Source organism: Bacteroides sp. AF25-5LB, assembly GCF_003602965.1.
GTDB classification, from domain to species: Bacteria; Bacteroidota; Bacteroidia; order Bacteroidales; family Bacteroidaceae; genus Bacteroides; species Bacteroides uniformis.
In genome coordinates this window covers 352163-374966 of sequence record NZ_QTMC01000001.1, presented here as the reverse complement: position 1 = coordinate 374966, position 22804 = coordinate 352163, and the positions used below count along the sequence as shown (strand labels likewise).

Annotated in this window: 17 protein-coding genes, 2 tRNA genes and 3 rRNA genes; 19 read left to right on the top strand and 3 right to left on the bottom strand. The window is 45.4% G+C overall.

Annotation, left to right across the window (positions count from 1 at the left end; translation table 11 throughout):
* The 12 genes from DWY57_RS21040 to der all read left to right on the top strand — a co-directional run.
* Positions 1-210 (top strand): hypothetical protein (locus DWY57_RS21040; RefSeq protein WP_207817809.1); only part of this gene is annotated, 210 nt, incomplete at its 5' end.
* Between the two features lie 68 nt (positions 211-278).
* Positions 279-551 (top strand): hypothetical protein, encoded by a 273-nt coding sequence (locus DWY57_RS20805; RefSeq protein ID WP_165853578.1) that lies wholly within the window; start codon positions 279-281, stop codon positions 549-551.
* A gap of 230 nt (positions 552-781) precedes the next feature.
* A 16S ribosomal RNA gene (locus tag DWY57_RS01565) occupies positions 782-2308 on the top strand.
* A 135-nt stretch (positions 2309-2443) separates the two neighbouring features.
* Positions 2444-2517, top strand: a tRNA-Ile gene (locus DWY57_RS01560).
* Positions 2518-2573: 56 nt separating this feature from the next.
* Positions 2574-2647, top strand: a tRNA-Ala gene (locus DWY57_RS01555).
* Positions 2648-2776: 129 nt separating this feature from the next.
* A 23S ribosomal RNA gene (locus DWY57_RS01550) occupies positions 2777-5654 on the top strand.
* A 73-nt stretch (positions 5655-5727) separates the two neighbouring features.
* Positions 5728-5838, top strand: a 5S ribosomal RNA gene (gene rrf / locus DWY57_RS01545).
* Together the 16S, 23S and 5S rRNA genes with 2 tRNA genes alongside form the textbook arrangement of a ribosomal RNA operon.
* Positions 5839-6203: 365 nt before the next feature.
* Positions 6204-6782, top strand: a complete 579-nt coding sequence (locus DWY57_RS01540) for a DUF177 domain-containing protein (protein ID WP_119961235.1) — start codon at positions 6204-6206, stop codon at positions 6780-6782.
* A 12-nt stretch (positions 6783-6794) separates the two neighbouring features.
* Positions 6795-6980, top strand: coding sequence for a 50S ribosomal protein L32 (rpmF, locus tag DWY57_RS01535; RefSeq protein WP_072546213.1), 186 nt, complete (start codon positions 6795-6797; stop codon positions 6978-6980).
* Positions 6981-7103: 123 nt separating this feature from the next.
* Entirely contained in the window at positions 7104-8108 is a 1005-nt protein-coding gene (locus tag DWY57_RS01530; RefSeq protein WP_005829534.1) for a beta-ketoacyl-ACP synthase III, read from the top strand.
* Between the two features lie 85 nt (positions 8109-8193).
* The gene (gene era / locus DWY57_RS01525) at positions 8194-9075 is read left to right on the top strand and encodes a GTPase Era (protein WP_117600764.1); all 882 of its coding nucleotides are present in this window, start codon (positions 8194-8196) and stop codon (positions 9073-9075) included.
* Between the two features lie 49 nt (positions 9076-9124).
* Positions 9125-10438 (top strand): ribosome biogenesis GTPase Der, encoded by a 1314-nt coding sequence (gene der, locus DWY57_RS01520; protein ID WP_117600765.1) that lies wholly within the window; start codon positions 9125-9127, stop codon positions 10436-10438.
* A 115-nt stretch (positions 10439-10553) separates the two neighbouring features.
* Here der and DWY57_RS01515 read toward each other — a convergent pair whose 3' ends face one another.
* Both DWY57_RS01515 and DWY57_RS01510 read right to left on the bottom strand, forming a co-directional pair.
* Positions 10554-11324: an ABC transporter ATP-binding protein gene (locus DWY57_RS01515; RefSeq protein ID WP_005829539.1), complete on the bottom strand. Its 771-nt coding sequence runs from the start codon at positions 11322-11324 to the stop codon at positions 10554-10556.
* Positions 11321-12064: an ABC transporter permease gene (locus tag DWY57_RS01510; protein WP_117600766.1), complete on the bottom strand. Its 744-nt coding sequence runs from the start codon at positions 12062-12064 to the stop codon at positions 11321-11323. The genes DWY57_RS01515 and DWY57_RS01510 overlap by 4 nt, the downstream gene beginning before the upstream one ends.
* Positions 12065-12246: 182 nt before the next feature.
* Between DWY57_RS01510 and lptB the strand changes: the two genes are divergently transcribed.
* Positions 12247-12987: an LPS export ABC transporter ATP-binding protein gene (gene lptB / locus DWY57_RS01505; protein ID WP_034523256.1), complete on the top strand. Its 741-nt coding sequence runs from the start codon at positions 12247-12249 to the stop codon at positions 12985-12987.
* A gap of 79 nt (positions 12988-13066) precedes the next feature.
* Here lptB and DWY57_RS01500 read toward each other — a convergent pair whose 3' ends face one another.
* A complete protein-coding gene (locus tag DWY57_RS01500) occupies positions 13067-13315 on the bottom strand; it encodes an RNA-binding protein (protein WP_117600767.1) in 249 nt (82 codons plus the stop codon).
* Positions 13316-13789: 474 nt separating this feature from the next.
* Between DWY57_RS01500 and tig the strand changes: the two genes are divergently transcribed.
* The 6 genes from tig to DWY57_RS01465 all read left to right on the top strand — a co-directional run bounded on the left by tig (position 13790) and on the right by DWY57_RS01465 (position 22774).
* Positions 13790-15145 (top strand): trigger factor, encoded by a 1356-nt coding sequence (gene tig, locus DWY57_RS01490; RefSeq protein ID WP_117600768.1) that lies wholly within the window; start codon positions 13790-13792, stop codon positions 15143-15145.
* A 132-nt stretch (positions 15146-15277) separates the two neighbouring features.
* On the top strand, positions 15278-15940 hold the full coding sequence (gene clpP / locus DWY57_RS01485; RefSeq protein ID WP_117600769.1) for an ATP-dependent Clp endopeptidase proteolytic subunit ClpP: 663 nt from the start codon (positions 15278-15280) through the stop codon (positions 15938-15940).
* Position 15941: 1 nt separating this feature from the next.
* Positions 15942-17186: an ATP-dependent Clp protease ATP-binding subunit ClpX gene (gene clpX, locus DWY57_RS01480; RefSeq protein WP_117600770.1), complete on the top strand. Its 1245-nt coding sequence runs from the start codon at positions 15942-15944 to the stop codon at positions 17184-17186.
* Positions 17187-17360: 174 nt separating this feature from the next.
* Positions 17361-19544: a DNA helicase RecQ gene (recQ, locus tag DWY57_RS01475; protein ID WP_117600771.1), complete on the top strand. Its 2184-nt coding sequence runs from the start codon at positions 17361-17363 to the stop codon at positions 19542-19544.
* A 102-nt stretch (positions 19545-19646) separates the two neighbouring features.
* Positions 19647-21122, top strand: coding sequence for an IMP dehydrogenase (gene guaB / locus DWY57_RS01470; protein WP_119961234.1), 1476 nt, complete (start codon positions 19647-19649; stop codon positions 21120-21122).
* 89 nt (positions 21123-21211) lie between these two features.
* Positions 21212-22774, top strand: coding sequence for a peptidyl-prolyl cis-trans isomerase (locus tag DWY57_RS01465; protein WP_119961233.1), 1563 nt, complete (start codon positions 21212-21214; stop codon positions 22772-22774).
* Positions 22775-22804 lie beyond the last annotated feature (30 nt).

Genomic DNA, 22804 nt, shown 5'->3' with positions numbered 1-22804 from the left:
CGCGCGTATATATATAATGTGTCCCTTCCTTTCCTTATCCCAGTTTCCTTTAAAAAACATGCTTTAAAACATATCTATCAATCAGTGAGTTATGAAAAAGTTCATGGAATCTCTCAAAAAAAACCGTGTATAAATTTTGCAGATGTCCATAAAAGGCCTACTTTTGCATCCGCTTTCGGGAACGAAGGCGGCGATGTTTTGACATTCTGACAGTAAAACGGAGCGGTAAGCTTCCATTTTTCTCTTCTTTGCCATCGGTTTCTTCCGGAACTTCGGCCTTGGAAAAGAAAAATGAAAAAAAACTTCTGAAAATATTTGGAAGTTATGCTTTAAAGTTCTTACCTTTGCACCCGCTTTTGAAAATGAAAGCAGCGCGAGTTGACATTCTTTTAAAAGAAACGGTGCCTGGTTCTTCTTTCTTTTTCTTTTTGCCTCCCTTTCGACAAGAGAGACGACGGGGAAAGAGAAAAGAGAGAAAAAAAAGAAAAAAAACTTCCGAAAATATTTGGAGGATATACTTAAAAGTTCTTACCTTTGCATCCGCTTTCTGAAAAGAACAGCAATCGTGAAACGAGCGATCTTTGAACAGATTTACATAAACAATACAAGTAGTACAAGAGCAAGGCTTTTCCTTATCAATGGGGAATTGCCTTGGGTAAAACAAGAGAACCGTCAATACTTATTTTATATAGGTAAAGATAAACTTTTGAATTCGAGCGTCCTGAACAGATAACAAGCTGTCGCATTTTGATTTTTTAATTTGCGCAGTCACGATACTTTTACAATGAAGAGTTTGATCCTGGCTCAGGATGAACGCTAGCTACAGGCTTAACACATGCAAGTCGAGGGGCATCAGGAAGAAAGCTTGCTTTCTTTGCTGGCGACCGGCGCACGGGTGAGTAACACGTATCCAACCTGCCGATGACTCGGGGATAGCCTTTCGAAAGAAAGATTAATACCCGATGGTATATCTGAAAGGCATCTTTCAGCTATTAAAGAATTTCGGTCATTGATGGGGATGCGTTCCATTAGGTTGTTGGCGGGGTAACGGCCCACCAAGCCGTCGATGGATAGGGGTTCTGAGAGGAAGGTCCCCCACATTGGAACTGAGACACGGTCCAAACTCCTACGGGAGGCAGCAGTGAGGAATATTGGTCAATGGACGAGAGTCTGAACCAGCCAAGTAGCGTGAAGGATGACTGCCCTATGGGTTGTAAACTTCTTTTATACGGGAATAAAGTTAGGCACGTGTGCCTTTTTGTATGTACCGTATGAATAAGGATCGGCTAACTCCGTGCCAGCAGCCGCGGTAATACGGAGGATCCGAGCGTTATCCGGATTTATTGGGTTTAAAGGGAGCGTAGGCGGATGCTTAAGTCAGTTGTGAAAGTTTGCGGCTCAACCGTAAAATTGCAGTTGATACTGGGTGTCTTGAGTACAGTAGAGGCAGGCGGAATTCGTGGTGTAGCGGTGAAATGCTTAGATATCACGAAGAACTCCGATTGCGAAGGCAGCTTGCTGGACTGTAACTGACGCTGATGCTCGAAAGTGTGGGTATCAAACAGGATTAGATACCCTGGTAGTCCACACAGTAAACGATGAATACTCGCTGTTTGCGATATACAGTAAGCGGCCAAGCGAAAGCGTTAAGTATTCCACCTGGGGAGTACGCCGGCAACGGTGAAACTCAAAGGAATTGACGGGGGCCCGCACAAGCGGAGGAACATGTGGTTTAATTCGATGATACGCGAGGAACCTTACCCGGGCTTAAATTGCAAATGAATGTTCTGGAAACAGATCAGCCGCAAGGCATTTGTGAAGGTGCTGCATGGTTGTCGTCAGCTCGTGCCGTGAGGTGTCGGCTTAAGTGCCATAACGAGCGCAACCCTTATCGATAGTTACCATCAGGTTATGCTGGGGACTCTGTCGAGACTGCCGTCGTAAGATGTGAGGAAGGTGGGGATGACGTCAAATCAGCACGGCCCTTACGTCCGGGGCTACACACGTGTTACAATGGGGGGTACAGAAGGCAGCTACACGGTGACGTGATGCTAATCCCTAAAACCTCTCTCAGTTCGGATTGGAGTCTGCAACCCGACTCCATGAAGCTGGATTCGCTAGTAATCGCGCATCAGCCACGGCGCGGTGAATACGTTCCCGGGCCTTGTACACACCGCCCGTCAAGCCATGAAAGCCGGGGGTACCTGAAGTGCGTAACCGCGAGGAGCGCCCTAGGGTAAAACTGGTGATTGGGGCTAAGTCGTAACAAGGTAGCCGTACCGGAAGGTGCGGCTGGAACACCTCCTTTCTGGAGTGACGTCTCGACTCGATCGTTGGTTCTTGCAGTTATGCTTCCATAAGAACCTCTTGTACTGCGCGTACTTGTTTATTAAAATATACGAGAAAAGTAGAAGCCGAGCCGTAAGGCGAGGGTTTGACTGACAGTCCTATAGCTCAGTTGGTTAGAGCGCTACACTGATAATGTAGAGGTCGGCAGTTCAACTCTGCCTGGGACTACTTCTCAGTTGGTGACCGACCGGTTGCGATTTAGCGGGTCTTTCATCAATGGTGAAGGGGGATTAGCTCAGCTGGCTAGAGCACCTGCTTTGCACGCAGGGGGTCAACGGTTCGAATCCGTTATTCTCCACTTCTCAAGATTAGGCATTATTTTAAATTCTTAATTCCTAATCCTTGACAACGATCTTTGACATGATGTGACCAAAAAAAGTAAAGTTGAAAGCTGAAAGTATATATCGACCATACGTGATCGGTAAGACAAAAAGTAAGTAAGGGCACATGGCGGATGCCTTGGCTCTCGGAGGCGATGAAGGACGTGATAAGCTGCGATAAGCCGCGGGTAGGTGCAAATGACCTTTGATCCGCGGATTTCCGAATGGGACAACCCGATATCCTGAAGGGATATCATCCCGCAATGCGGGAGGCTAACGCAGGGAACTGAAACATCTTAGTACCTGCAGGAAAAGAAAATAAATAATGATTCCCCCAGTAGTGGCGAGCGAACGGGGAACAGCCCAAACCATCCATGTTACGGCATGTGTGGGGTTGTAGGACCACGTTGTGGCAAGAAAGTTGGTGAGCAGAATGTTCTGGAAAGTACAGCCATAGAGCATGATAGCTGCGTATGCGAAGCCAACCGAAGCCTAGTGGTATCCTGAGTAGCGCGGAGCACGAGGAATTCTGCGTGAATCTGCCGGGACCATCCGGTAAGGCTAAATACTCCCGAGAGACCGATAGTGAACCAGTACTGTGAAGGAAAGGTGAAAAGCACTTCGAACAGAAGAGTGAAATAGTTCCTGAAACCATGTGCCTACAAGCGGTCGGAGCACTTTTAGTGTGACGGCGTGCCTTTTGCATAATGAACCTACGAGTTACTTTTTCCGGCGAGGTTAAGGATCTCAGATCCGCAGCCGAAGCGAAAGCGAGTCTGAACAGGGCGTATAGTCGGAAGGAGTAGACGCGAAACCAAGTGATCTACCCTTGGGCAGGTTGAAGGATGGGTAACACCATCTGGAGGACCGAACCAATAAGCGTTGAAAAGCTTCTGGATGACCTGAGGGTGGGGGTGAAAGGCTAATCAAACTTGGAGATAGCTCGTACTCCCCGAAATGCATTTAGGTGCAGCCTTGACTTATACTGACATGAGGTAGAGCGACTGATAAGATGCGAGGGCTTCACCGCCTATCAAGTCTTGACAAACTCCGAATGCGTGTCAGTTCTATGTCAGGAGTGAGGGCATGGGTGCTAAGGTCCATGTCCTAAAGGAGAACAATCCGGACCAACAGCTAAGGTCCCGAAATGAATACTAAGTTGAACTAACGAAGTCAGATTGCTAAGACAGCTAGGATGTTGGCTTGGAAGCAGCCATTCATTTAAAGAGTGCGTAACAGCTCACTAGTCGAGGAGTTTGGCGTGGATAATAATCGGGCATAAGTATTCTACCGAAGCTTTGGGATGAGAAATCATCGGTAGGGGAGCATTCCACTCTGCGTCGAAGGTAAGGCGTGAGCCTTGCTGGAGCGTGTGGAAAAGCAAATGTAGGTATAAGTAACGATAAAGGGGGTGGGAAACCCCCTCGCCGAAAGACTAAGGTTTCCTGATCAACGCTAATCGGATCAGGGTAAGTCGGGTCCTAAGGCTCAGCCGAACGGCGAGGCCGATGGCAGAACCGGTTAATATTCCGGTACTACCTTAAGGAGTGACGTGGAGACGGAGTCGTGACAGCGCCGCGGACTGACGGAATAGTCCGTTGAAGGGTGTAGATGTTGATTGTTCCAGGCAAATCCGGAACGAGAGTCGAACCTGACAGTATGGAGCGTCCTTCTGGACAATCCAATAGTGCGTGTAATCATACTTCCAAGAAAATCCGCTAAACTTAATCCTTACGGTACCCGTACCGCAAACGGACACACGTAGTCGGGTTGAATATACTAAGGCGCTTGAGTGATTCACGGTTAAGGAACTAGGCAAACTGACCCTGTAACTTCGGGATAAAGGGTCCTCAAGCAATTGAGGCGCAGAGAATAGGTCCAGGCAACTGTTTAACAAAAACACAGGGCTGTGCAAAATTGAAAGATGAAGTATACAGCCTGACACCTGCCCGGTGCTGGAAGGTTAAGAGGAGACGTCATCGCAAGAGAAGCGTTGAATTGAAGCCCCAGTAAACGGCGGCCGTAACTATAACGGTCCTAAGGTAGCGAAATTCCTTGTCGGGTAAGTTCCGACCTGCACGAATGGTGTAATGATCTGGACGCTGTCTCAACCGTGAGCTCAGTGAAATTGTAGTATCGGTGAAGATGCCGATTACCCGCGATGGGACGAAAAGACCCCGTGAACCTTTACTATAGCTTAACATTGAATTTGGGTAATTGATGTGTAGGATAGGCCGGAGGCTTTGAAGCGGGCACGCCAGTGTTCGTGGAGCCGCTGTTGAAATACGGCCCTTTGATTATTTGAGTTCTAACCCGCTGTTGCGGGGACACTGTTTGGTGGGTAGTTTGACTGGGGTGGTCGCCTCCAAAAGCGTAACGGAGGCTTCTAAAGGTGCCCTCACGACGATTGGTAACCGTCGGCAGAGTGTAATGGCATAAGGGCGCTTGACTGGGAGACTCACAAGTCGATCAGGTAGGAAACTAGAGCATAGTGATCCGGTGTTTCTGTATGGAAAGGACATCGCTCAAAGGATAAAAGGTACTCCGGGGATAACAGGCTGATCCCTCCCAAGAGCTCATATCGACGGAGGGGTTTGGCACCTCGATGTCGGCTCGTCACATCCTGGGGCTGGAGAAGGTCCCAAGGGTTGGGCTGTTCGCCCATTAAAGTGGCACGCGAGCTGGGTTCAGAACGTCGTGAGACAGTTCGGTCTCTATCTATCGTGGGCGCATGAAATTTGCGTGGCTCTGACACTAGTACGAGAGGACCGTGTTGGACTGACCTCTGGTTTACCGGTTGTGCCGCCAGGTGCATTGCCGGGTATCTAAGTCGGGATTGGATAAGTGCTGAAAGCATCTAAGTACGAAGCCAGCCACAAGATTAGATTTCTCAGGGTCGTTGTAGACTACAACGTTGATAGGACGCAGGTGTACAGGCAGCGATGTCATAGCCGAGCGTTACTAATTGCCCGTTCACTTTTTGCCTTGCCTTGTATGGAGGTATATACGTTCAGCCATAAATGAATGCTTTGCTTTTTTCGCATCATGTCTACCTTATTCAGGTGACTACAGCACCGGGGTTCCACCTCTTCCCATTCCGAACAGAGAAGTTAAGCCCGGTCACGCCGATGGTACTGCGTAACAGTGGGAGAGTAGGTAGTCGCCGTTTTTCAGAAGAAGCCTCCGTGTCTGATAAGGATACGGAGGCTTCGTTCGTTTACATATATCTCCTCTAACATTCCGTTTCTACCGCTAATCACTATACCTTATTATATATAATTATTCATCGCATGTTCATCAGATTAATTCCCGAATTAAGGTGCTAAATGAATGATTAAAAACGCTTAGTTCGTTTTCTTTACATATACTTGGATGCTGGTATGGATTGTTCTTGTGTTTTAGTTCATGAGTTTTCTGCTGATTTGTAGTGATATCTGAGTGAAATGAACATAAAAAAACGAATATTTTACTCTAAATACTACATAATGAGGATAATTATTCGTATCTTTGTCGCCCGAATAAACAAAAGAAGCTTTGGGAAAGTTTGATAAATACAAAATAGACCTGAAAGGTATGCAAGCAGATTCATGCAAATATGAGTTTGTGCTAGACAACCTTTTCTTTGCCAATATTGATGGACCGGAAGTGCAGAAGGGTAAAGTCAATGTGGTGTTAGTTGTAAAGAAAACATCTCGTGCTTTCGAATTGAACTTCCAGACAGACGGAATGGTGTGGGTGCCATGTGACCGTTGTTTGGACGATATGGAACAGCTTGTCAGCTCGACAGATAAGCTGCTGGTTAAGTTCGGTCATGAATATGCCGAAGAAGGTGACAATCTCATAGTAATTCCCGAAGAGGAAGGTGAGATTAATGTAGCATGGTTTATGTACGAGTTTGTAGCTTTGGCCATCCCCATGAAGCATGTGCATGCTCCGGGTAAGTGTAACAAGGCAATGACCAGCAAATTGAGTAAGCATATGCGCACCACTCCGGATGATGATATGGCTGAGGATACATTTGCTCCGGAAGAAGAGGTGGAGCTGATGAATGAAGAAGAAACGCAGGTAGACTCGCGTTGGGACGAATTAAAGAAAATATTAGATAACAATTAAAGATTAAAGAAAATGGCACATCCTAAGAGAAGACAGTCAAAAACAAGAACTGCGAAGAGAAGAACTCATGATAAAGCAGTAGCTCCTACACTGGCTATTTGCCCGAATTGTGGTGAGTGGCATGTATATCATACTGTATGTAGTGCATGCGGTTACTATAGAGGTAAGCTTGCAGTTGAAAAGGAAGCTGCCGTATAATTACGGTCAGTTTGACTAAAACTTATACTTGAATATCGGGCGTCTAAAAAGATTTGTAATTTAATAAGCAAACCTTTTTAGACTACCGTTGTTTCAGTAGTTCTATAAGTAAACAAGATTTTAATGGAAAAAATAAATGCAGTAATTACAGGAGTCGGCGGTTATGTACCTGATTACGTCTTGACAAACGACGAAATCTCAAGAATGGTGGATACCAATGACGAATGGATTATGACTCGTATCGGAGTAAAGGAAAGACGTATCCTGAATGAAGAGGGGCTAGGTAGTTCCTATATGGCGCGTAAAGCTGCCAAACAGCTGATGCAACGTACTGGCGCAGACCCGGATGATATAGATCTGGTGATTGTAGCTACTTCTACTCCGGATTACCACTTCCCTTCTACAGCTTCTATTTTGTGTGATAAGCTAAGGCTGAAAAATGCATATGCTTTTGACTTGCAGGCAGCCTGCAGCGGATTTCTCTATCTGATGGAGACTGCGGCCAATTTTATCCGTTCTGGTAGATATAAGAAGGTTATCATTGTGGGAGCCGACAAGATGTCGTCAATGGTTGATTATACAGATCGTGCTACTTGTCCTATCTTTGGAGACGGCGCTGCAGCTTTCATGCTCGAGCCGACAACAGAAGATGTAGGTATTATGGATGCTATTCTGAGAACCGACGGCAAAGGTTTGCCTTTCCTGCATATGAAAGCGGGTGGTTCGGTTTGTCCTCCCTCTTATTTTACTGTAGACAATCACATGCATTACATTTATCAGGAAGGACGTACTGTGTTTAAGTATGCCGTATCCAATATGTCGGATGTTAGCGCGGCCATTGCCGAGAAAAACGGTCTGACAAAGGATAGCATTGACTGGGTGATTCCGCACCAGGCCAATCTTCGTATCATCGATGCTGTGGCACATCGTCTGGAAGTTCCTCGTGAGAAAGTGCTGATTAATATCGAACGTTATGGCAATACTAGTGCTGCTACGTTACCTCTTTGCATCTGGGACTTTGAAGATAAGCTGAAGAAAGGCGACAACCTTATTTTCACTGCATTCGGCGCAGGATTTACCTGGGGAGCTGTGTATGTGAAGTGGGGATACGACGGAAAGAAGCAGTAACATGCTATTGCTGAATATAATATGATAAAAACGCATCCTATCTCGATTCGATGCGTTTTTTTGTCTCAATTCAAATACTGAAGTCATGCACAAAGCAGGTTTTGTAAATATCGTAGGAAATCCGAATGTAGGCAAGTCCACATTGATGAATGTTTTGGTAGGTGAGCGTATTTCTATCGCCACTTTCAAGGCGCAGACCACCCGTCATCGGATTATGGGCATCTATAATACGGATGACATGCAAATTGTGTTTTCGGACACTCCGGGTGTATTGAAGCCAAACTATAAGTTGCAGGAGTCCATGCTGAATTTCTCCACTTCGGCATTGGCGGATGCGGATGTGTTGCTGTATGTGACGGATGTGGTTGAGACTCCCGACAAGCATAATGATTTTGTGGAGAAAGTAGGACAGTTGGACGTTCCGGTATTGCTGCTTATCAATAAGATTGATTTAACCAACCAGGAAAAGCTGGTGGAACTGGTGGAAGCGTGGAAGGAATTGCTGCCGAAGGCAGAAATTATTCCTATCTCTGCTACTTCGAAATTTAATGTGGATTATGTCATGAAGCGGGTGAAGGAGCTGTTACCCGACTCTCCTCCCTATTTCGACAAGGACCAGTGGACGGACAAGCCGGCGCGTTTCTTCGTGACCGAAATAATCCGTGAGAAAATTCTGTTGTACTATGATAAGGAAATCCCTTATTCGGTGGAGGTGATGGTAGAACAGTTTAAGGAGGAGGCAAAGAAAATTCATATCAGTGCCGTAATCTATGTGGAGCGTGATTCGCAAAAAGGTATTATCATAGGCAAGCAAGGAAAGGCTTTGAAGAAAGTGGCTACTGAAGCGCGCCGTGATTTGGAGAGGTTTTTCGGGAAAACGATATTCCTGGAGACGTTTGTGAAAGTTGATAAGGATTGGCGGAGTTCGGACAAAGAACTGCGTAATTTTGGTTATCAGTTGGATTAAGAGTTATTCATACGACTGTGACAGTCGCAAAAAACAAAGAGAGTGAGCTATGGGAAATTTAGTTGCAATCGTAGGACGTCCCAATGTGGGAAAGTCTACATTATTTAACCGCTTGACCAAGACACGTCAGGCAATTGTGAATGAGGAAGCGGGAACCACCCGTGACCGCCAATATGGAAAGACCGAATGGTTGGGACGTGAGTTCTCAGTGGTAGATACTGGCGGTTGGGTAGTGAACTCTGATGATATTTTCGAAGAAGAGATTCGTAAGCAGGTATTGATGGCGGTGGACGAAGCCGACGTGATTCTGTTTGTGGTGGATGTGATGAACGGAGTTACGGACCTCGACGAGCAGGTGGCTGCCATCTTGCGTCGTGCCAAGAAGCCTGTGCTGCTGGTTGCCAATAAGACCGATAATCATGAATTACAATATAATGCCCCTGAGTTTTATAGCCTGGGTTTGGGTGATCCTTACTGTATTTCTGCTGTAACGGGTAGCGGTACGGGCGATATGATGGACCTTATCGTCAGCAAGTTCAAAAAGGAATCTGATGAAATTCTGGACGAGGATATTCCCCGCTTTGCAGTAGTGGGACGCCCGAATGCCGGAAAGTCTTCCATAGTCAATGCCTTTATTGGAGAAGACCGCAACATCGTGACGGAGATTGCCGGTACCACGCGCGATTCTATCTATACCCGCTACAATAAATTCGGTTTTGATTTCTACCTGGTAGATACGGCGGGTATCCGTAAGAAGAACAAGGTGAATGAGGATTTGGAGTACTACTCTGTAATCCGTTCCATTCGTTCCATTGAGAATGCAGATGTATGTATTTTGATGGTAGACGCTACGCGTGGCATCGAAAGCCAGGATTTGAATATCTTCTCTTTGATTCAGAAGAATGCCAAGGGGCTAGTGGTTGTGGTAAACAAGTGGGACTTGGTGCAGGACAAGACTGTGAAGGTGATGAAGACTTTCGAAGATGCTATCCGCAACCGTTTCGCTCCGTTTGTGGATTTCCCTATCATCTTTGCTTCGGCACTGACCAAACAGCGTATTCTGAAGGTATTGGAGGAGGCGCGTGATGTGTACGAAAATCGTATGACGCGTATTCCGACAGCTCGTTTGAACGAGGAAATGCTGCCGCTTATTGAGGCGTATCCACCCCCTTCAATTAAGGGTAAGTATATCAAGATAAAATATATTACGCAGTTGCCCAATACCCAGGTGCCGTCATTTGTTTATTTTGCAAATCTTCCACAATATGTGAAAGAGCCTTACAGACGATTCTTGGAAAATAAGATGCGTGAGAAATGGAAGTTGACCGGAACTCCGATAAATATCTATATCCGGCAGAAGTAAAATATATCGTGATGATATAAGTCGATTCTATTAACTGGTTTTATGAAGAGAAAGCGTTCGGAATATAGTTTCCGGACGCTTTCTTATGTAATAGGTTAGAAAATGAGGTGCAGTTTTATCCTTCAAGGTTCTGTATCTCCACTTCTTTGACTTTCCGGAATAGGTCGGATGCAAATATGAAACTGTTCAACCGCTCGTTGGTGGAAGTGAAGATGTCGTCTTTATTGCCTTCCCATTCTTTGTGTCCTTCGTAAATATAGATAATTTTTTCTCCGATGCCCATTACAGAGTTCATGTCATGAGTGTTGATGAGAGTAGTCATATTGTATTCCCGGGTTATATCTTGTATCAGTTCGTCGATGACAAGCGAGGTCTTGGGGTCAAGTCCTGAATTAGGTTCGTCACAGAACAAGTATTGCGGATTTAGGGCAATGGCACGGGCAATGGCTACGCGCTTCTGCATACCGCCGCTGATTTCTCCGGGAAATTTGTCTTTGGCTTCAATCAGGTTTACACGTTCCAGGCAGAACATGGCACGACGAGTCCGGTCGCGCAGGGTATCGTTGCTGAACATGTTCAGTGGAAACATTACATTGTCCAGTACCGTCATGGAATCAAACAGCGCGGCACTTTGGAAAATCATTCCCATTTCCCGGCGGAGCGCTTTCTTTTCCTTCTTTCCCATGGCGAGGAAGTTGCGGTGGTCATACAACAGTTCTCCTTTGTCTGGTGTCAGCAGACCCACGATACATTTCATGAGTACGGTTTTTCCCGAACCGCTCTGCCCTATAATCAGGTTGGTCTTTCCATTCTCGAAAGTGGCATTGATATCTTTCAGTACCTCTTTTTCTTCAAATGATTTGCAAAGTCCTTTCAGTTCAATCATCCCATTAAAAGTTGAGTTAATATTAGGTCGGCGAATAAGATAAGTACGCTGCTGCATACTACGGAGTCGGTGGACGCCTTACCCACTTCGATGGAACCGCCTTCGACGGTGTAACCGAAGAATGCCGATACACTGGCAATGATAAAGGCAAAGAACAGCGACTTGATGATGCCGCACCAAATAAACCATTCGACAAACATGTACTGCAAGCCGTATTCTAAATCTACTGCCGACATGATGCCGCCGAACCAGCAAGTACAGAAGGCACCTATGATACCAGCGAATATACTGAACGTCACCATCAGTGGAATGGTTGTCACCATAGCAGCAATTTTCGGTAGGATAAGGTAGTTTGCAGAATTGACACCCATAATTTCAAGGGCGTCTATCTGCTGGGTGACCCGCATGGTGCCCAGCTCCGAGGCGATGTTTGATCCGACCTTTCCTGCCAGAATCAGACACATGATGGAGGAAGAGAATTCCAGCAGCATGATTTCACGGGTTACATATCCCACTGTCCAACGGGGCATGAAGGGACTCTCAATGTTCAACTTTATCTGTATGGTGATTACAGCTCCGATGAAGAAGGATATCAGCAATACGATGCCGATAGAGTTCACGCCGAGCTGTTCCAACTCGTTGACATATTGGCGGAAAAACATACGCATACGTTCGGGACGGGCAAATACGCGCCCCATTAGTATGATATATTGTCCCACTGTCTTAAGTGCTTTAAACATAACATATAAGTATTTGAATGCAAATGTACACTATTTCGGCTTATTTTTGCTACATTTGCGGCGAAAACCTTTAGAGTATGGAAGAAGAAAAAGGCATAAAGGACAATGTAGAGGAAGTTAAGGAAAATCTGCAGGTCGGACTAGGCTTGACTGCCGGGGCAGAGCCACGGGAGGAAGGTAGCATGGTGCTGCGTACAGAGGATTTGGTGAAAAAGTACGGAAAGCGTACGGTAGTGAGCCATGTGTCTATTGATGTGAAGCAAGGGGAGATTGTTGGTTTGTTGGGACCGAATGGCGCCGGTAAGACAACTTCGTTTTATATGACCGTAGGGCTGATAACTCCCAATGAGGGACGTATCTTCTTGAATGATTTGGATATAACGAAATATCCGGTATACAAGCGTGCACAGACGGGTATCGGTTATCTGGCGCAGGAGGCTTCCGTATTTCGTCAAATGAGTGTGGAAGACAATATTGCATCTGTACTGGAAATGACCGACAAGCCTTTGGAGTATCAGAAAGACAAGCTGGAGAGCCTGATTGCAGAGTTCCGCTTGCAGAAGGTGAGGAAGAACAAGGGTAACCAGTTGTCAGGTGGTGAGCGGCGTCGTACGGAAATTGCCCGTTGTTTGGCCATTGACCCCAAATTTATTATGTTGGACGAGCCTTTTGCCGGTGTAGACCCGATTGCAGTGGAGGATATTCAGCAGATTGTGTGGAAGTTGAAGGATAGGAATATCGGCATTTTGATTACTGACCACAATGTGCAGGAGACGCTGAGTATTACCGATCGTGCTTATCTGTTGTTTGAAGGAAAGATTCTGTTCCAGGGTACGCCCGAAGAGCTGGCCGAGAATAAGATTGTGCGTGAAAAGTATCTGAGTAACAGTTTCGTGCTTCGTCGCAAGGATTTTATGAAGTGATCCGAATACTGCCATTGATAGAAATAAAAAAAGACCACTCATTCAGTGGTCTTTTTCATTTCTCCTTAAATCTCTATGATTAATATTTTGGAGGTCTTGCTTCTTTCACTACCATCTGGCGGCCGAAGAATTCAGCACCGTCTAGTTCGGCAATAGCTTTAGCTGCAGCAGCGTCATCTTCCATTTCTACAAAAGCGATGCCTCTGAAACGTCCGGTGGTGCGGTCATTGATAAATTTTACAGAAGATACTGTGCCGTAATCTTCCATTGCCTTCTGCAGGTCATTCTCCTTAACGCGGTAGTTAAGGTTTCCAACATAAATGTTCATAATGAAAATGATAAAATAAATATAATGAATAAAACTCTCTTGGAAGGAAGGCTGAATAATAAATGGATTACAACGACAGAGAGTTTACAAAAGCGTTCTTGAAAACGGAAGTAAAAACCATGTAATGGAAATCGAAAAACTAATGCGCCATCATTCCGCGACAAAGAAACGCATAAAATTCGGATAAACAATGTTTTTCTTTAATTATTTTTGTGGATTGTCGTGTCTTCGGGCAACTCTCGTTTCTCCTCATAGAAACCGGACGATTCGGTTTATCATCGTCTTTTCCTCGAGTATCTTTCCAGTAAACTTCCTCTGTTGTCAGCCCGATTGTTGGGCTCTTCTACCGCTCTATCCAAGAATTAAACTGAAATAAATCGGCAATGTTCTTTTGATAATTGAAAGAATAACGCTAATTTTGCACGCTCATTTGAGATATGGAACAAAGTATAAATCAAATAAATAATTGTCAGAATGAACGTTTCATTACAAAACATTGACAAAGTAAGCGCACTGCTTACTGTAAAGCTTGAGAAAGCAGATTATCAGGAAAAAGTAGACAAATCGTTGAAGAGCTTCCGTCAGAAGGCACAGATTCCCGGTTTCCGTAAGGGAATGGTTCCTATGAGCCTGGTTAAGAAAATGTATGGTAAGTCTGCATTGGCCGAAGAGGTGAACAAACTGCTTTCAGAAACAGTATATAAGTATATCCAGGACAATAAGGTAAATATATTGGGCGAGCCTTTGCCCAACGAAGACAAGCAGCAGGAAATAGATTTCGATACTATGGAAGAGTTCGAATTCCTGTTTGATATTGCTTTGGCTCCGGAATTTAAAGCAGAAGTCAGTGCAAAAGATAAGGTAGATTACTATACTATTGAGGTTACAGACGAGATGGTGGATAACCAGGTCAAGGCTTATACTCAACGTAACGGCAAGTATGACAAGGTAGACGTTTACGAGGACAATGACATGCTGAAAGGTTTGCTTGCTGAACTGGATGAAGAAGGTAATACCAAAGAGGGTGGCATTCAGGTGGAAGGCGCTGTAATGATGCCTTCGTACATGAAGAATGATGAACAGAAAGCTATTTTTGCTGGTGCAAAAGTGAATGATGTGCTTGTATTCAACCCGAATACTGCTTGGGACGGAAATGTTGCCGAATTGTCTTCTTTATTGAAGATTGACAAGGAAGCTGCTCCCGAAGTGAAATCCAATTTCAGCTTCCAGGTAGAAGAAATCACACGCTTCGTTCCGGGTGACTTGACTCAGGAAATTTTCGATCAGGTATTTGGCGAAGGCAATGTGAAAACGGAAGAGGAATTCCGTGCCAAAGTGAAGGAAGTTATTGCTAACCAGTTCGTGGCAGACAGTGACTATAAGTTCTTGATTGACGCACGTAAGATGCTGACTGAGAAAGTAGGCAAGTTGGAATTCCCGGATGCATTACTGAAGCGCATTATGCGTCTGAACAATCCTGACAAGGAAGAAAGCTTTGTAGAGGACAACTATGACAAGAGCATCGAAGAGCTGACTTGGCACCTGATTAAAGAACAGCTGGTGAAAGCCAATGATATCAAGGTTGAGCAGGAAGATATCACAAACATGGCTAAGGAAGCTACTCGCGCACAGTTTGCACAATATGGTATGATGAGTGTACCTGAAGAAATCCTGGAGAATTACTCAAAGGAAATGCTTAAGAAGAAAGAGAGTGTAGAAGGCTTGGTTAATCGTGTGGTTGAATCTAAATTGGCTACAGCATTGAAGTCTCAGGTGGAACTGGAGCACAAGAATGTTTCTGCTGAAGAGTTCAATAAGATGTTTGCGTAAGAGCAATGTGAGCCTACGGCTAAAATTTATAAAGAAACACAGAGTTTGACAAACTATAACTCTGTGTTTTTTTGTGTCTCTGTGTTCTTTTTTGTTTCTTTGTATCCTTATAAATTAAAAAAATAGAAAGAAATGGATGATTTTAGAAAATACGCTACCAAGCATCTTGGTATGAACAGTTTGGTACTGGACGATGTGATTAAATCACAAGCCAGCTATTTAAATCCCTATATCCTCGAGGAACGCCAGCTCAATGTAACACAGTTGGACGTGTTTTCCCGTCTGATGATGGACCGCATCATCTTCCTCGGTACGCAGGTTGATGACTATACGGCCAATACTTTGCAGGCTCAGTTGCTTTATCTGGATTCGGTGGATCCGGGCAAGGATATTTCCATCTATATCAATTCGCCGGGCGGTTCAGTATATGCCGGTCTGGGTATTTATGATACCATGCAGTTCATCAGCAGTGATGTGGCTACTATCTGTACAGGTATGGCTGCAAGTATGGCAGCCGTACTGCTGGTTGCCGGTGCTGAAGGCAAACGCTCCGCATTGACCCACTCCCGGGTGATGATACACCAGCCGATGGGAGGTGCCCAGGGGCAGGCTTCGGATATTGAAATCACGGCACGTGAGATCCAAAAGCTGAAGAAAGAACTTTATACTATTATCGCTGACCACTCCCACACTCCCTTTGACAAGGTATGGGCGGATTCTGACCGTGACTACTGGATGACAGCCCAGGAAGCCAAAGAATATGGTATGGTAGATGAGGTTTTGATTAAAAAATAATATGGCAGATTCAAGAAAAAATAAAAATAGATGTAGCTTTTGCGGCCGCACAGAAGATGAAGTCGGATTTCTCATAACGGGGATGAATGGCTATATCTGCGACAGTTGCGCCACCCAGGCTTATGAAATTACTCAAGAGGCTTTGGGGGCTGGCAAGAAGGCAAGTGCCACGAAGCTGAATCTGAAAGAACTTCCTAAACCCGTAGAAATAAAGAAGTTCCTCGACCAATATGTCATTGGTCAGGACGATGCCAAGCGTTTCTTGTCTGTGTCGGTGTATAACCATTACAAACGCCTGCTCCAGAAGGACGGCGGTGATGATGTGGAGATTGAAAAATCGAACATCATCATGGTAGGCAGTACTGGTACGGGAAAGACGTTATTGGCGCGTACTATCGCCAAGTTGCTGCGTGTTCCTTTTACTATTGTAGATGCAACAGTTCTGACAGAGGCAGGTTATGTAGGCGAGGACATTGAAAGCATTTTGACGCGTCTGCTCCAGGTGGCGGATTATAACGTACCCGAGGCAGAGCAAGGCATTGTGTTTATTGATGAGATAGACAAAATAGCACGCAAGGGTGATAATCCTTCCATAACGCGTGATGTGAGTGGTGAAGGCGTGCAGCAGGGATTGCTGAAATTGCTGGAAGGTTCTGTGGTGAATGTTCCTCCCCAGGGTGGGCGCAAACATCCCGACCAGAAAATGATTCCGGTCAATACCAAGAATATTCTGTTCATTTGCGGTGGGGCTTTTGATGGCATTGAAAAGAAGATTGCCCAGCGGCTGAATACACATGTTGTCGGGTATAGTGCTGTACGCAATACGGCAACCATTGATAAGAGCAACATGATGCAGTACATTGCTCCGCAGGATTTGAAGTCGTTCGGACTGATTCCCGAGATTATCGGCCGCCTTCCGGTGCTGACTTATCTGAATCCGTTAGACCGTGCGGCATTGCGCTCCATTCTTACGGAACCGAAGAATTCCATCATCAAGCAATACATCAAACTGTTTGAGATGGACAATGTGAAGCTGACTTTTGAAGATGCTGTATTTGAATATATCGTGGATAAAGCAGTAGAATATAAGTTGGGGGCCCGCGGCTTGCGTTCCATTGTGGAGACAATTATGATGGATGCCATGTTCGAAATTCCGTCAGAACAGAAGGGGCATTTTGTTGTGACGTTGGACTACGCCAAGCGCCAGCTTGAAAAGGCAAATATGGCACGACTGCAAAGTGCTTAAGAATCAGATGGTAATACGGGGTAAAACCGACTATTTTGCTTTTTATTGAAAAATATTCGATGGATTATGCTTGAAATTTAAGAAGTTGTTTATAACTTTGTTAGGGTGCTTTGTGAAAACATGGCGGAGTACCACTATTAAAAGTTAACTCAATAAACAACAACCTAATGAATCATGGCAGGGAAGAAGATTAATTTGACAGACCAGCTGAAGAAATACTTCGGGTTCGATACATTTAAAGGAAATCAGGAAGCAATCATAGAGAATCTGTTGGCGGGTAATGATACATTCGTGTTGATGCCTACCGGTGGTGGAAAATCTTTGTGCTACCAACTGCCGTCCTTGTTGATGGAGGGCACGGGTATCGTGATTTCTCCTCTGATTGCCTTGATGAAGAATCAGGTCGATGCGATGCGTAACTTCAGCGAAGAGGATGGGATAGCCCACTTCATCAATTCTTCCCTAAACAAGAGTGCGATAGACCAGGTTCGGTCTGACATACTCAGTGGTAAGACAAAGCTGTTGTATGTGGCTCCGGAATCACTGACGAAGGAAGAGAATGTGGAGTTTCTGAAAACGGTGAAGATTTCGTTCTATGCCGTGGACGAAGCCCATTGTATCTCTGAATGGGGCCATGACTTCCGTCCTGAGTATCGCCGTATCCGTCCCATTATCAATGAAATAGGAAAAGCCCCTCTGATAGCGTTGACTGCGACGGCCACACCGAAAGTGCAACATGACATCCAGAAGAATCTGGGTATGGTGGATGCGCAGGTGTTCAAGTCATCGTTCAACCGCCCGAATCTTTATTATGAGGTACGTCCCAAGACTGCAAATGTAGACCGGGACATCATCAAGTTCATTAAGAACAATCCCGAAAAGTCAGGCATTATCTATTGCCTGAGTCGGAAGAAAGTGGAGGAACTTGCTGAAATCCTGCAGGCAAACGGAATCAATGCCCGTGCCTATCATGCTGGAATGGATTCGGCTACACGAACACAGAACCAGGATGATTTCCTGATGGAAAAAATTGATGTGATTGTAGCTACCATTGCTTTTGGTATGGGGATTGACAAACCGGATGTGCGCTATGTCATCCATTATGATATACCCAAAAGTCTGGAAGGATATTATCAGGAGACCGGACGTGCCGGAAGAGATGGAGGAGAAGGGCAGTGTATTACTTTCTATACCAATAAAGACTTGCAGAAGCTCGAGAAGTTTATGCAAGGCAAACCTGTAGCAGAGCAGGAAATTGGCAAGCAGCTTCTGCTGGAGACTGCTGCGTATGCCGAATCTTCCGTATGCCGCCGAAAGGCGTTGCTTCATTACTTCGGCGAAGAATATATGGAAGAAAATTGTGGTAATTGTGACAACTGTTTAAATCCGAAAAAACAAGTGGAAGCTCAAGAATTATTGTGTACCGTGATTGAAGCTGTTCTCGCGGTGAAAGAAAATTTTAAAGCGGACTATATTATAGACATAATACAAGGTAAGGAAACTTCAGAAGTGCAGGCGCATCTGCACGAAGATCTCGAAGTATTCGGCTCTGGCATGGGCGAAGAAGACAAAACGTGGAATGCTGTGATCCGTCAGGCGCTTATTGCCGGCTATCTGAGTAAGGATGTCGAAAACTATGGCTTGCTGAAAGTGACGGATGACGGTAGGAAGTTCCTTAAACATCCTAAATCATTCAAGATAGTGGAAGACAATGACTTTGAGGATGTGGAAGAAGAAGCACCTGCACGTGGAGGCGGTGCGTGTGCGGTAGACCCGGCATTGTACTCCATGTTGAAGGACTTACGAAAGAAGTTGTCCAAGAAGTTGGAAGTGCCTCCTTATGTTATTTTCCAGGATCCGTCTTTGGAAGCAATGGCGACCATATATCCGGTGACTTTGGACGAGTTGCAGAACATACCGGGTGTAGGAGCCGGAAAGGCAAAACGCTACGGCGAGGAATTCTGCAAACTCATTAAGCGTCACTGTGAAGAGAATGAGATTGAACGTCCTGAGGACTTGCGTGTGCGTACTGTAGCTAATAAGTCAAAAATGAAGGTGGCCATCATTCAGGCTATTGACCGTAAGGTGGCGTTGGATGACATTGCCATGTCAAAGGGTATTGAGTTTGAAGAGTTACTGGATGAGATAGAAGCTATCGTTTACTCCGGAACGAAATTGAATATTGACTATTTCTTGGAGGATATTATGGATGAAGACCACTTGCTGGATATCTATGATTATTTCAAGGAATCTACCACTGATAAGATTGACGATGCTCTGGATGAATTGGGTGATGACTTTACGGAAGAAGAGGTACGTTTGGTACGCATCAAGTTTATTTCAGAGATGGCAAATTGATTGGCTTTAGTTGATAAAAAAGAAAAAAATGTTGCGTGCAAGTATACGGAATGGAATAAAAACCGTATATTTGCACGCAATAAATTTTAAACGCATAGCCCTATGTCATTTATTGCTGATAAGATTGTAATGGATGGATTAACTTATGACGACGTACTGTTAATCCCCACTTATTCTGAAGTCTTGCCCAAAACTGTCGAACTCTCGACTAAGTTTTCACGAAACATTGAGTTAAAAATCCCGTTTGTAACTGCTGCCATGGATACGGTTACCGAAGCGAAGATGGCTATTGCCATTGCCCGTGAAGGTGGTATCGGAGTTATTCATAAGAATATGTCCATTGAGGAGCAGGCACGTCAGGTAGCTATTGTGAAGCGTGCCGAAAACGGTATGATTTATGACCCGGTAACTATCAAGAGAGGTTCTACGGTGGCTGATGCGCTGGCTTTGATGGCTGAATACAAGATTGGTGGTATTCCGGTGGTAGATGATGAAAGATATTTGGTAGGTATTGTTACCAATCGTGACCTTCGTTTTGAGAAAGATATGAATAAGCGTATCGACGAGGTGATGACCAAGGAGAACATCATTACTACCAATCCTACGACGGATATGGAGGCTGTTTCTCAAATTCTGCAAGAACATAGAATCGAGAAGTTGCCGGTAGTGGATAAAGACAACAAATTGGTAGGTCTGATTACCTATAAGGATATTACCAAGGCAAAGGATAAACCTATGGCGTGCAAGGATAGCAAAGGTCGTCTGCGCGTTGCTGCCGGAGTGGGAGTGACGAATGATACTTTGGAGCGCATGCGGGCTTTGGTGGATGCAGGGGCGGATGCCATTGTCATTGATACGGCTCACGGACATTCTAAAGGGGTTATTGAAAAGTTGAAAGAGGCCAAAGAACATTTCCCTCATATTGACATTGTTGTTGGTAATATTGCTACCGGTGAAGCTGCGAAGGCATTGGTCGAGGCTGGTGCTGATGGAGTAAAGGTGGGCATCGGTCCGGGTTCCATCTGTACTACCCGTGTAGTTGCCGGTGTGGGTGTTCCCCAGTTGTCTGCCGTTTATGATGTGGCAAAGGCACTGAAGGGCACGGGTATTCCTTTGATTGCTGATGGCGGTTTGCGTTATTCGGGCGACGTAGTGAAGGCGTTGGCTGCCGGTGGTTACAGCGTGATGATCGGTTCGCTGGTTGCCGGAACGGAAGAGTCTCCGGGCGATACGATTATTTTCAACGGTCGTAAGTTCAAGTCTTATCGGGGTATGGGATCGCTGGAAGCTATGGAAAATGGTTCCAAGGACCGCTACTTCCAAAGCGGTACCAGTGATGTGAAGAAATTGGTTCCGGAGGGCATTGCCGCCCGCGTTCCTTATAAAGGCACTTTGTATGAGGTGATTTATCAGTTGGTTGGCGGTCTGCGTGCCGGTATGGGATATTGCGGTGCAGCCAATATAGAGAAACTGCACGATGCCAAGTTTACCCGCATTACTAATGCAGGTGTACTCGAAAGTCATCCGCACGATGTATCTATAACCAGTGAGGCTCCGAACTATAGCCGTCCTGAGTAAGATAATAACAAAATAATAGTGAATGCCCGGAGAGAGATTGCCGCTTTCCGGGCATTTTGTTTATATTTGCAGCCGTATAAAAAGAACGGATGGTGCTTATGGTTAGATTGCTTTGGGTGTTTGTCTTCCTTGGGTTCGGATTGGCTGTTTCGGCTCAGGACGATCCGGTATTGATGCGTATCAATGGAAAGGAGGTCCTCCGTTCTGAATTCGAACGTAGCTATAATAAGGACGGTACCTCTGTCGGTGCAGGCCGGAAGGCATTGGATGTATATGTGAATAAGTTTATAGACTTCAGGCTGAAAATAGAGGCTGCCGAAGTTGCGGGATTGGATACTTCCTGTGTCTTTCAGAAGGAGCAGGATGAATATCGCCGTTGTCTGATTAAATCATACCTGACAGATGAGAAGACGGCAGAGCAGGCGGCACGGCAGTACTATGACAAGATGAAATCCGACCGGCGTGCAGGTCGGGTATATGTGAAGCATATTTTTAAATATCTCCCCCAGAATATTTCCGGTCATACCTTGCGTGAGGTGGAGTTTAGGATGGATTCTATCTATAGGGCTCTTGCAAAGGAAGGGGAAAGTACGCCGTCTTTCGATGCTTGCGTCGAGCAATTTTCCGATGAGAAGAAAGCGTTTTGGGTGGGTTGGCTGCAGATGCCGGCGGAGTTTGAGGATATTGTATTCGGGTTGAATGCCGGAGAGATTTCTCGTCCGTTCCTCACTCCTCAGGGCATTCATATCGTGAAAGTACTCGAACAGCAGGAAATCCTTCCTTTTGAGAGGATGAAGAACAAAATCATCCGTTGTCAAACCCGTCGTCATGGAATGGATAAAGGAACGCGGGCTTTTGTGGAGAAACTGAAGAAAGAGTATCACTATATGCCGGATAAAGCCGGTATCGACGAACTGCTGGCTAAAGGAAGCACTTCCCGTACATTGTTTACATTGGATGGCAAGGCATACGGTGGAAAAGAATTTGTCGGATTTGCCGCTGCTTATCCGGCAGGGATGCGCAGACAGTTGGAGGCTTTTACAGTAAAAACGATTCTGGACTATGAAAACTCCCGTCTGGAATGGAAGCATCCCGAATTTTGTGCGTTGGTGCAGGGGCATCGTGACAGCATGTTGCTTGCCGAAATCACTGACCGTGAAGTGGGAAAGAGGAGTGTGGTGGATGAAGCGGGATTGAAAGCATATTTTGAGGCGCACCGTTCGGACTTCCATTGGGACGAACCGCGTTATAGGGGTATTGTGCTGCATTGTACTACCAAGCGAGTGGCGAAGCAAGTACGGAAATTTCTGAAACAGATTCCGGAAGAGGAGTGGATGGATGCCATCCGTCTCACTTTCAATGCCGGCGATACTCCCAAGGTGCAGGCAGAGCAAGGATTATTTGCCCCCGGTGATAATGCATATGTGGATGATTTGGTGTTTAAAAGTAAGGATGCGACTCCGGTTTTGTCATTTCCCTTTACTGCTGTACAAGGTCGTAAGCAGAAGGGACCGGACAGTTGGCAAGAGGTGCGAGAGCCGCTCGTAACCGCTTATCGGAACTATTTGGAAACGCATTGGGTGGCAAAGTTGCGTGCTGCCGGTAAGGTTGAAATTGACCAAGAGGTTTTAAAAACCGTTAATAATCACTGATGCAACCGATTAAAACACTATCTTCGTACC

Excerpts from the sequence above, each read along its gene's own strand:
- der (WP_117600765.1), top strand. The coding sequence starts at position 9,125 with ATGGGAAATTTAGTTGCAATCGTAGGACGTCCCAATGTGGGAAAGTCT.
- tig (WP_117600768.1), top strand. The coding sequence starts at position 13,790 with ATGAACGTTTCATTACAAAACATTGACAAAGTAAGCGCACTGCTTACT.
- DWY57_RS01515 (WP_005829539.1), bottom strand. The coding sequence starts at position 11,324 with ATGATTGAACTGAAAGGACTTTGCAAATCATTTGAAGAAAAAGAGGTA.
- era (WP_117600764.1), top strand. The coding sequence starts at position 8,194 with ATGCACAAAGCAGGTTTTGTAAATATCGTAGGAAATCCGAATGTAGGC.
- DWY57_RS01500 (WP_117600767.1), bottom strand. The coding sequence starts at position 13,315 with ATGAACATTTATGTTGGAAACCTTAACTACCGCGTTAAGGAGAATGAC.
- recQ (WP_117600771.1), top strand. The coding sequence starts at position 17,361 with ATGGCAGGGAAGAAGATTAATTTGACAGACCAGCTGAAGAAATACTTC.
- rpmF (WP_072546213.1), top strand. The coding sequence starts at position 6,795 with ATGGCACATCCTAAGAGAAGACAGTCAAAAACAAGAACTGCGAAGAGA.
- guaB (WP_119961234.1), top strand. The coding sequence starts at position 19,647 with ATGTCATTTATTGCTGATAAGATTGTAATGGATGGATTAACTTATGAC.
- lptB (WP_034523256.1), top strand. The coding sequence starts at position 12,247 with ATGGTGCTGCGTACAGAGGATTTGGTGAAAAAGTACGGAAAGCGTACG.
- DWY57_RS01510 (WP_117600766.1), bottom strand. The coding sequence starts at position 12,064 with ATGTTTAAAGCACTTAAGACAGTGGGACAATATATCATACTAATGGGG.
- DWY57_RS01465 (WP_119961233.1), top strand. The coding sequence starts at position 21,212 with ATGGTGCTTATGGTTAGATTGCTTTGGGTGTTTGTCTTCCTTGGGTTC.
- DWY57_RS01530 (WP_005829534.1), top strand. The coding sequence starts at position 7,104 with ATGGAAAAAATAAATGCAGTAATTACAGGAGTCGGCGGTTATGTACCT.
- clpX (WP_117600770.1), top strand. The coding sequence starts at position 15,942 with ATGGCAGATTCAAGAAAAAATAAAAATAGATGTAGCTTTTGCGGCCGC.
- clpP (WP_117600769.1), top strand. The coding sequence starts at position 15,278 with ATGGATGATTTTAGAAAATACGCTACCAAGCATCTTGGTATGAACAGT.